The sequence below is a fragment of the Streptomyces sp. PA03-1a genome, from assembly GCF_033792805.1.
Lineage (GTDB): Bacteria > Actinomycetota > Actinomycetes > Streptomycetales > Streptomycetaceae > Actinacidiphila.
The window spans coordinates 1-9,465 of sequence record NZ_JARAVO010000309.1 but is presented as its reverse complement, the minus strand read 5'-3'; the positions used below and the strand labels follow the sequence as shown (position 1 = coordinate 9,465).

9 protein-coding genes are annotated in these 9,465 nt (G+C 72.9%); 4 read left to right on the top strand and 5 right to left on the bottom strand.

Features of this window, described 5'->3' with window-relative positions:
* Positions 1-105: 105 nt before the first annotated feature.
* The 5 genes from thpD to PV341_RS40845 all read right to left on the bottom strand — a co-directional run bounded on the left by thpD (position 106) and on the right by PV341_RS40845 (position 4,697).
* A complete protein-coding gene (gene thpD / locus PV341_RS40865; protein ID WP_500327311.1) occupies positions 106-999 on the bottom strand; it encodes an ectoine hydroxylase in 894 nt (297 codons plus the stop codon).
* 6 nt (positions 1,000-1,005) lie between these two features.
* Positions 1,006-1,404, bottom strand: coding sequence for an ectoine synthase (locus PV341_RS40860; protein WP_499511170.1), 399 nt, complete (start codon positions 1,402-1,404; stop codon positions 1,006-1,008).
* Positions 1,405-1,423: 19 nt separating this feature from the next.
* Entirely contained in the window at positions 1,424-2,695 is a 1,272-nt protein-coding gene (gene ectB, locus PV341_RS40855; RefSeq protein WP_500360483.1) for a diaminobutyrate--2-oxoglutarate transaminase, read from the bottom strand.
* 49 nt (positions 2,696-2,744) lie between these two features.
* The gene (ectA, locus tag PV341_RS40850; RefSeq protein ID WP_500327314.1) at positions 2,745-3,239 is read right to left on the bottom strand and encodes a diaminobutyrate acetyltransferase; all 495 of its coding nucleotides are present in this window, start codon (positions 3,237-3,239) and stop codon (positions 2,745-2,747) included.
* A 369-nt stretch (positions 3,240-3,608) separates the two neighbouring features.
* Positions 3,609-4,697, bottom strand: coding sequence for a pyridoxal-phosphate-dependent aminotransferase family protein (locus PV341_RS40845; protein WP_500360481.1), 1,089 nt, complete (start codon positions 4,695-4,697; stop codon positions 3,609-3,611).
* A gap of 68 nt (positions 4,698-4,765) precedes the next feature.
* Here PV341_RS40845 and PV341_RS40840 point away from each other — a divergent pair, with 68 nt between their 5' ends.
* The 4 genes from PV341_RS40840 to PV341_RS40825 all read left to right on the top strand — a co-directional run.
* Positions 4,766-5,866, top strand: coding sequence for an amidohydrolase family protein (locus PV341_RS40840; RefSeq protein ID WP_500360479.1), 1,101 nt, complete (start codon positions 4,766-4,768; stop codon positions 5,864-5,866).
* Positions 5,867-6,034: 168 nt separating this feature from the next.
* Positions 6,035-7,162, top strand: a complete 1,128-nt coding sequence (locus tag PV341_RS40835; RefSeq protein WP_500360477.1) for a Hint domain-containing protein — start codon at positions 6,035-6,037, stop codon at positions 7,160-7,162.
* A gap of 212 nt (positions 7,163-7,374) precedes the next feature.
* The gene (locus PV341_RS40830; RefSeq protein ID WP_500360476.1) at positions 7,375-8,427 is read left to right on the top strand and encodes an SCO1860 family LAETG-anchored protein; all 1,053 of its coding nucleotides are present in this window, start codon (positions 7,375-7,377) and stop codon (positions 8,425-8,427) included.
* Between the two features lie 202 nt (positions 8,428-8,629).
* On the top strand, positions 8,630-9,465 hold an 836-nt coding region (locus PV341_RS40825; RefSeq protein ID WP_500360474.1), incomplete at its 3' end, for a protein kinase domain-containing protein.

The following is a 9,465-nucleotide window of genomic DNA, read 5'->3' as shown; positions in this document are numbered from 1 at the left end:
ATGTGGGGCAGCGCCGCGAGCGCCGAGCTGGGGGAGGGCGGGCGGGGGAGAAACCCCAACAGCAACAAACGCGGCGCCGCACGCAGAACCCGCACCCGCGGAGGGCTACCGCACAGGCGTGAAGTCGCGCGCTCCGATGAACTCGGGGCGGCGGACCGGCGCCGCGAAGGGGTCGACGGCCGCGTTGTCGACGCTGTTGAAGACGATGAAGACGTTGCTGCGCGGGTACGGCGTGATGTTGTCCCCCGAGCCGTGCATGGCGTTGCAGTCGAACCACACCGCGGACCCGGGCGGCCCGGTGAAGAGCCGGATCCCGTGGCGGCCCGCCAGTTCCGTGAGGGCCGCGTCGGAGGGCGTGCCCGCATCCTGCATCTGGAGGGACTTCTTGTAGTTGTCCTCCGGTGTCGCGCCCGCGCAGCCCAGGAACGTCCGATGCGAGCCCGGCATGATCATCAGGCCGCCGTTGGTGGCGTGGTTCTCGGTCAGCGCGATGGAGACCGAGACCGTGCGCATGCGGGGCAGCCCGTCCTCGGCGTGCCAGGTCTCGAAGTCCGAGTGCCAGTAGAAGCCGGAGGCGCCGAAGCCCGGCTTGACGTTGATCCGGCTCTGGTGGACGTAGACGTCCGAGCCGAGGATCTGCCGGGCGCGGCCGACGACGCGGGGGTCGCGGACCAGTTCGGCGAAGACCGGGCTGATCTTGTGGACCTCGAAGACCGAGCGGATGTCCTGGGACTTCGCCTCGACGATGGACCGCTCGTCCGCGCGCACCGCCGGGTCGGCGCACAGCCGCTCCAGCTCGGCGCGGTAACGGGCCACGTCCTCGGGCCCGATGATCGCGTCCACGGGCAGGAAGCCGTCGCGGTCGAAGTCACGCAGCGCGGACGGCTGGATCGGGCCGGACGTGCCGGGTCCGCCCCAGACGACCGGGTCCTGACGCGGGGTCAGCACCTCGGCCGTGCCACGGGTGGGGTAGAGGTCGGTCGTCGTCACGGTGGTCATCGCTGGTCACGCTCCCTCGGTGAGCAGGGGGTAGACGCCGTTCTCGTCGTGCACCTCGCGCCCGGTGACGGGCGGGTTGAAGACGCAGACGAAGCGCAGGTCGGTCCTGGGGCGCATGGTGTGCCGTTCGTGGCCGTCGAGCAGGTAGAGCGTGCCGGGGGAGATCGCGTGACGCTCGCCGGTCTCGTCGTCGGTCAGCTCGCCCTCGCCCTCGACGCACAGCACCGCCTCGACGTGGTTGGCGTACCACATGGAGGTCTCGGTCCCGGCGTACATCACGGTCTCGTGCAGCGAGAAGCCCACGCGGTCGTCGGCGAGGACGATGCGCTTGCTGCGCCAGGTCCCGGTCTCGGCGGTGACATCGCGGTCGGTGCCCTCGATGTCCTTCAGGGATCGCACGATCACGGTCGGACGGTTCCTTTCGTCAGGCGGTCTCACGGACGGAGCGGGCGAGGGTGCGCAGCCCCTCGTCGAGCTCCTCGGGGGTGATGGTCAGGGCGGGCAGCAGCTTGACGACCTCGCCGCGGGGGCCGGAGGTCTCCAGCAGCAGGCCCAGTTCGAAGGCGCGGGCGCACACCCGCGAGGCCCGGCCGGGATCGGTGAACTCCAGGCCCCACACCAGGCCGCGGCCCCGGTACCGGGCGCCGGAGCGCGGATGTTCGGTGCAGATCTCCCGCAGGACGGCCTCGGCCTGCTCACCGCGCCCCAGCGTCTGCTTCTCCATGCTCCCGCCGTCCGCCCAGTAGGTGTCGAGGGCGGCGGTGGCGGTGACGAAGGCGGGGTTGTGGCCGCGGAAGGTGCCGTTGTGCTCGCCCGGCTCCCAGATGTCGAGCTCGGGGCGGAAGAGGGTCAGCGACATCGGCATGCCGTAGCCGCCGATCGACTTGGAGAGGGTGACGATGTCCGGCACGATGCCCGCCTCCTCGAAGGAGAAGAACGGGCCGGTGCGGCCGCAGCCCATCTGGATGTCGTCGACGATCAGCAGCATGTCGCGGCGCCCGCACAGGTCGGCCAGGCCGCGCAGCCACTCGGGGCGGGCGACGTTGATGCCGCCCTCGCCCTGGATCGTCTCGACGATCACGGCGGCGGGCTGGTTGAGGCCGGAGCCCTGGTCCTCCAGCAGCCGTTCGAACCACAGGAAGTCCGGGACGCGGCCGTCGAGGTAGTTGTCGAAGGGCATCGGGGTGCCGTGCACCAGGGGGACGCCGGCGCCGGCCCGCTTCATCGAGTTGCCGGTGACGGCGAGCGAGCCCAGCGACATGCCGTGGAAGGCGTTGGTGAAGGACACCACCGACTCCCGGCCCTTGACCTTGCGGGCCAGTTTCAGCGCCGCCTCCACGGCGTTGGTGCCGGTCGGGCCGGGGAACATCACCTTGTGGTCCATGCCGCGGGGGCGCAGCACGACGTCCTGGAAGCGTTCCAGGAAGGCGCGCTTGGCGGTGGTGCTCATGTCGAGGCCGTGCGTGATGCCGTCGCGCTCCAGGTAGTCCAGCAGGGCGCGCTTGAGCACGGGGTTGTTGTGGCCGTAGTTGAGGGCCCCGGCGCCGGAGAAGAAGTCGAGGTAGTCGTGGCCGTCCTCGTCGAAGAGCCGGCTGCCCTGCGCGCGGTCGAAGACGGCGGGCCAGCCGCGGCAGTAGCTGCGGACCTCGGACTCGAGGGTCTCGAAGACGGACAGGGCGGGCGGGGTGAGGGTCACCGTGCATTCCTTCTGTGGGGGAGAGAGGAGTCGTGCGAGGACGGCCGGGTCAGACGAGGGGCCCGATGCGGTACAGGACTTCGGGCTGGTGGCCGTCGGGGAACAGCGCAGCGTCGAAGAGCACCTCGCGTTCGGTGCGGGCTCCGTGGCGGGCGCCGAAGGACGTGAACAGGCGGTGCGAGGCCTCGTTGTCCGGGGTGATCGTGGTCTCGACCTCGCGCACACCGGACGCGGCGGCCCGCTGCGCGAGGTCGTCGAGCATGGTGGCGGCGAGCCCCTGACCGCGGTGCGCCTCGTCCACGGCGACCTGCCAGACGACGAGGGCGCGGGGGCGCTCCGGACGGACGTAGCCGGTCACGAAGCCGATCGGTTCGCCGTGCTCCGCTCGCGCCACCACGGAGGTGCCGGCGAAGTCCCGGCACCACAGGAGGTAGCTGTACGGGGAGTTCAGGTCCAGGGTCCGGGAGTCACGGGCAATGCGCCACAGTGCGGCGCCGTCCTCTATTCGCGGGGTGTCGAGCAGCAATTCCCTTGCGGCGGTCATGCGGAAAGAACGTAGCGCGCGGAATTCGGAATTGCATTCCGCGCGGCCCTTGTGGCGGGCTGGTGCTGCTGATATCAGGCGCGTGAAGGCCGTCGGTATGCAATGCTTTGCCCGGATATATCGGGGCGGAAAGGTGAGCTTGTGGGCTCGGTCACATCCTCAAAATCATCACGTCGCGTTGATGAAATCTTGGCGTTTGAAGTCGCGATCCCGGGGCAGGAGTTGAATGCTGAATATCCTTTCGGATTCCCTGGATAATTCCCCGGAATTTCCCTGGGGCAAGCCGCGTGGAATTCCGGGTGCCGACGGCGAGGGGCCGCCCGGGCCGGCGCGAACGGCCCGGGCGGCCCCTCGGGGGTGGGGGTGGGGTCAGGCCCGCCAGGCGGTCTCGGCAGCCGCCACGGCCGGCCCGGGGTCCGCCTCCAGCGCGCCGGCCAGCGCGCGCAGCGTGCGGACGACCACGGCCGGGTCGGCGTCCCGGCCGTAGTGGTTGACCCGGATCATCTCCTTGGCCAGCGCGCCGCCCCCGGCGACCAGCGGAAGCCCCGGATCCAGCGCGAGGGCGCCGGTGACCAGGGCGTCGGCGGCGACGCCGTCCAGGGTCCGCAGCGTCGTCGCGACCGGCGCGGCGTCCTGGTCCCGGTACACGTACGGCTCGACGGCGGCGGCCAGCGCCGCCGCACCGGCCCGGGTCGCCGCGGCGGCGGCGCGGTGCCGGGCGACCACCGCGTCGAGCCCGGCCTCCTCGATCCGCTCCAGGCAGGCCTCCAGCGCCAGCATCTCCAACTGCGCGGGCGCGTGCGGCAGCGCCCTGCGCCCGGCGTCGATCCAGCGCTCCTTCCAGTCCAGCAGGGACAGGTACGAGCGGCGCGGCGCCGCCGGGTTGTCCGCCAGGCGCCGCCACGCGCGCTCGCTCACCGACACCGCCGACACCCCGGCGGGCCCTCCCATGGCTTTCTGGGCGCCGATCACGCACAGGTCCACGCCCCACGCGTCCACCATCAGCGGCTCGGCCGCCACCGAGGCGACCGCGTCGACCATGAACAGGGCGCCGTGCGCCCGGACCACCTCGCCGATCTCCGCCACCGGGTTGGTGTTGCCGGTGGCCGCCTCCGCGTGCACCAGCGACACGAAGTCGACCTCCGGGTGCTCGGACAGCGCCCGCGCGACGTCCCGCGCGCTCACGGCGGCGTGGAAGGGCACCTCCAGGTCGACCACGGTGGCGCCCGCGTCCCGCAGCCAGTTGCCGAAGGTCTGGCCGTACGGTCCGGTCACCACGTTCAGCGCCGTCGAGCCCGGCCGCGCCCCGCCGCGGATGCAGCCCTCCAGCGGCAGCAGGGCCTCGCCCTGCGTGATCACGACGTCCTGCCCGGTGTGCAGGAGCGCGGCGACCCTCCGCTCGATCGCGGCGAAGCGCGCGGCGGTCAGCGGGGGCAGGTCGAGGAGGGGGTGGGACACGGCAGCGCTGCTTCCTTCGTCGGGGGGTGTACGGCCCGAGGGTATCCGGCGGCTCGTAGAGTGCAGACATGGCTGATCGCGAGGGGACGCACGCACTGCACGTCAAGGGCCGCATCCTGGCCGGGCCGCAGGACGTACGGGACGAGTTGTGGGTGGTCGGCGGGCGCGTCACCTACGAGCGCCCCGCCGGCCTCCGCGACCTCACCACCGTGCAGGGCTGGGTCCTGCCCGGCCTGGTCGACGCCCACTGCCACGTCGGCCTCGACCAGCACGGCCCGGTCGACCCGGGCACCTCCGAGAAGCAGGCGCTCACCGACCGCGACACGGGCACCCTGCTGCTCCGCGACGCCGGTTCGCCCTCCGACACGCGCTGGATCGACGACCGCGAGGACCTGCCGCGGATCATCCGGGCCGGCCGGCACATCGCCCGCACCCGCCGCTACATCCGCAACTACGCGTGGGAGATCGAGCCCGAGGACCTGGTCTCCTACGTCCGCGGGGAGGCCCGGCGCGGCGACGGCTGGGTCAAGCTGGTCGGCGACTGGATCGACCGGGACACCGGCGACCTGTCCGCCTGCTGGCCGCGCGGCGCCGTCGAGGCCGCCATCGCCGCCGCCCACGAGGAGGGCGCCCGCGTCACCGCCCACTGCTTCGCCGAGGACTCCCTGCGGGACCTGGTCGAGGCGGGGATCGACTGCGTCGAGCACGCCACCGGGCTCACGCAGGACACCATCCCGCTCTTCGCCGAGCACCAGGTGGCCATCGTCCCCACCCTGGTCAACATCGCGACCTTCCCCGGTCTCGCGGACGGCGGCCAGGCCAAGTTCCCGCGCTGGGCCGACCACATGCGCCGGCTGCACGAGCGCCGCTACGACACCGTCCGCGCCGCCCACGACGCGGGCATCCGGATCTTCGCCGGCACCGACGCCGGCGGCTCCCTGGCCCACGGGCTCGTCGCCGACGAGGTCGCGGAGCTCGTCACCGCCGGTCTGCCCGCCCTCGACGCGCTCTCGGCCGCCACCTGGTCCGCCCGCGAGTGGCTCGGCCGCGACGGCCTCACCGAGGGCGCCTCCGCCGACCTGGTCGTCTACCCGGACGACCCGCGCGCCGACGTCCGCGTCCTGGCCGCGCCCCGGCGCATCGTGCTGCGCGGTCGCGTGGTGGGGTGACCCGGCGGGCGCGGCGGCGCCACGGAAGCGGAGCGTGGCCACCGATGCGCCCGGAATGATCCCGGAGCACCGATTCGGGTGATCCTGTACGGGAAAAGTCGATCCGTCCTCTTCTGTCGTGCTGCGATCGGTCGTACCGGCCGACACCGCAACGGGACGGGGAGCACGATGACCAGGCAGGGACCGCAGAAGTACCCGGGGGCCTCGCGCAGGTACTGGTACCAGGACGACTACGGCGGCGACGCGATGGAGGTCAACGCCGTCGTGCTGCACACCACCGAGGGCCGCAGCGTGCCGACGTACGGGGGCGGCGGCAGCGCGCCCAACCTGACGGCGAAACCGGACTTCGAGGACGAGAAGCTGGTCTGGTACCAGCACTTCGACATCGACATCTCCTCGCGCGCCCTGGTCAACCGGCCCGGCGGGGTGGAGACCAACACCCTCAACGTGTGCCAGGTGGAGCTGGTGGGCACCTGCGATCCCGAGCGGCACGAGGACTGGGGCGCCGCCAACCGGCACGTCTACTGGCCCAAGGCGCCGCAGTGGGCGCTGCGCGAACTCGCCGAGTTCCTCGCCTGGATGCACACCCACCACGGTGTGCCGCTGAAGGGGCCGAAGCTCTGGCTGCCCTACCCCCGCTCGTACGGGAACGCGGGCGGCCAGCGGATGACCGGACGGGAGTGGAACGTCTTCCGCGGCGTCTGCGGCCACCAGCACGTGCCGGAGAACTGCGTGCACCCGGACACCCCCGTGCTCCGCGCCGACCTGAGCTGGGCCCGGGCGGCCGAACTGGCCGTCGGTGACGAGGTCGCGTGCTTCGACGAGGAGGAGGCGCAGGGCGCTGCGGACACCGCGGACACCGCGGGCGGGCAGGGGCGACGCCGGCTCCGCCGCGGGGTGGTGACCCGTAACGACCCGGCGCGCAAGGACGCGTTCCGGGTGACCACGGCGCGGGGCGAGGTCGTCGCGACGGCCGACCATCCGTGGCTGGTGCGGCTGCCGCACGGCGACGCATGGGTGACCAGCCGTGAACTCACCCCGTTCAAGCACCGGATCGTCGCGGTCGCCGACCGGCAGGGCACCCCCGCGGGGGCGTGGGAGGGCGCCGCCGTCGCCGAGGTCACCGCCGAGGCGGAGGTGCTCGCGGTCGAGCACCTGGGGGAGCAGCCGATCGCCTCGCTGTCGACCTCGACGCGCACCTATGTGGCCGGCGGCCTGCTGTGCCACAACTCCCACGGGGACCCCGGCGCGGTGGACTTCGCCAAGGTGCTCGAATACGCGCGATCGCAGGTGTGACGCGCGGGAACGCATGTGCCGCAGGTTTCGAATACGGAGGCGAAAACCACCCTTTGGAGTGAACCGGGCCCAGGCGGGCGCCGGTTCACTCTCCGTACGTAAATCATTACGGGGTCGAGGTCGCCCGGCGAGCGCGCTGTCCCCTTCAGCGGCGCCGTGGCGACTCCATGACCACTTGGGGGTTTTCCACTTTGTCCAGCTCTCCCTTCAGCATGCCCGCGCGCCGTCCCGCCGCCGCGCTGGGGGCCGCCGTCGCGCTGGCGGCGGGTGCCCTCGCCCTCGGGCCGGCGACCCCGGCCGCCGCGACCGGGGGGACCCACGGCTCCTCCGGCAAGGCCGGTGCGGTCGTCCTGCGGACCGGCCTGGAGGTCTCACTGCTCCGCAAGTCCGTGGACGTCCCGCTGAACCTGACGCTCAACGAGGTCCACGCACCGGCGAGCGCCGACGAGACCGCGCTCACCGCCACCCTCGACGGGGTCGACCACGGCAGGCCGTTCAGCGTCCTGCGCGCCGACGTCGCCACCGCCAGGGCCACCGCCGACCGCCACAAGGCGGAGGGCTACGCCAACCTCGTCAAGGCGCGCGTCAGCCTGCCCGGACTGCCGTTGCTCGGGCTCATCAAGGCCGACGCGATCTCCGCCCGCGCCACGTGCGTGGCCGGCCGCAAGCCGGTCGCCGACGTCGAGCTGCCCGGCCACGTCGTCGTCCTCGGCAAGCGCGTCAAGGTGTCGGCCGGCGGCACGACCCTGGTGAAGGTGCCCGGCGTGGGCGAGGTCCGCCTCGACCTCGCCAAGAGGACCGTCACCTCGCGCAGCGCCGCCGCCACCGCCCTGGAACTGTCGGTGGAGGTCAACCCGCTCAAGCTCGGCGTCGCCGAGGTGAACGGCACCGTCACCCTCGCCGGGGCCACCTGTGAGACGCCCCGCCGCGGCGGGCACGGCGGCGGCGGGCACCACGGCGGCGGCAACGGCGACGGGGACAACGGGGGCGACGACTCCGGCAGCGGCGAGGAGCCGCAGACCGGCGGCGAGTCCGAGCAGCCCTCGCAGTCCGCGGAGCCCTCGGCGTCGGCCGGGCCGTCGGAGTCCGCGCGCGCCGACCAGTCCCCGCAAGCCGCGCCCGCGGCCGCCGGCGACCTCGCCGAGACCGGCAGCAGCTCCATGACCCCGTACCTCGCGGGCGGTTCGGTGCTGCTGTTCGCCGCCGGATTCCTCGTGATCCGCAAGACCCGCCGCAGGCCGGCGGCCGAGAGCGCCCGGGACTGACGAACCCGGGTCGACCCCGGGGGGCGGACCAGGGGTGAGGGGGGACGTGGAGGGCGGCGGAGTGTCCGGAGCCGCCCTCCACGCGCTTTCCCGCACCGCTCCCCGCTCCGGCCGCTCGCTCACGGGCGTCTGAAAAGGGCACTTTCCACTACCCTGTTGGGGAGTGTCCGCGCGCCCGTCGCGGACGGGGCCGGGGGGTCGCATGTTCGGGGGACGGTACGAGTTGCGGGCGCTGCTCGGCTCCGGCGGCATGGCCCGGGTCCATCTGGCGTACGACACCCGGCTCGGCCGGACCGTGGCCGTCAAGACGCTCCTGCCGGAGCTGGCCCGCGACCCCGAGGCGCGCCGCCGCTTCGCCCGCGAGGCACGCGCGGCGGCCGGGCTCAACCACCCCGGCATCGTCACCGTCCACGACCAGGACGAGGTGACGACGGACGACGCGGTCGTGCCGTACCTGGTGATGGAGCACATCGAGGGCCGCACCCTCGCCGAACTCGCCCGTGCACAGGCCCCGATGGAGATCGAGCGGGCCGTCCGCATCACCTGCGAGATCCTGGACGCCCTCGCCCACGCCCACGCCCGCGGACTCGTCCACCGCGACGTGAAACCCTCCAACGTCCTGATCGCCACCGGGGGCACGGTCAAGGTCGCCGACTTCGGCATCGCCCGGGTCGTCCACTCGCTGTCCCGCATCACGGGCACCGGCTCCGCCATCGGCACCCCCGGCTACATGGCCCCCGAGCAGTGCGCCGGCGACGCCGTGGACGCCCGCAGCGACCTGTACGCGGTCGCCTGCATGCTCACCGAACTCCTCACCGGCACCGTGCCCTTCGCCGGGGCCACCCCGCTGTCGGTGATGTACGCCCACGTCCACCAGGCACCGGCGCCGCCCTCCGCGCGCAACCCGCTGGTGCCGCCCGAGCTCGACGCGATCGTGCTGTCCGCCCTGTCGAAGAACCCCGCCCTGCGCCCGCGGAGCGCCGCGGAGATGAGGGGCGCCTTCAGCACCTGGCTGGCCTCGCGGACCCCGCCCACGGG

Excerpts from the sequence above, each read along its gene's own strand:
- thpD (WP_500327311.1), bottom strand. The coding sequence starts at position 999 with ATGACCACCGTGACGACGACCGACCTCTACCCCACCCGTGGCACGGCC.
- ectA (WP_500327314.1), bottom strand. The coding sequence starts at position 3,239 with ATGACCGCCGCAAGGGAATTGCTGCTCGACACCCCGCGAATAGAGGAC.
- PV341_RS40840 (WP_500360479.1), top strand. The coding sequence starts at position 4,766 with ATGGCTGATCGCGAGGGGACGCACGCACTGCACGTCAAGGGCCGCATC.
- PV341_RS40835 (WP_500360477.1), top strand. The coding sequence starts at position 6,035 with ATGACCAGGCAGGGACCGCAGAAGTACCCGGGGGCCTCGCGCAGGTAC.
- PV341_RS40830 (WP_500360476.1), top strand. The coding sequence starts at position 7,375 with ATGCCCGCGCGCCGTCCCGCCGCCGCGCTGGGGGCCGCCGTCGCGCTG.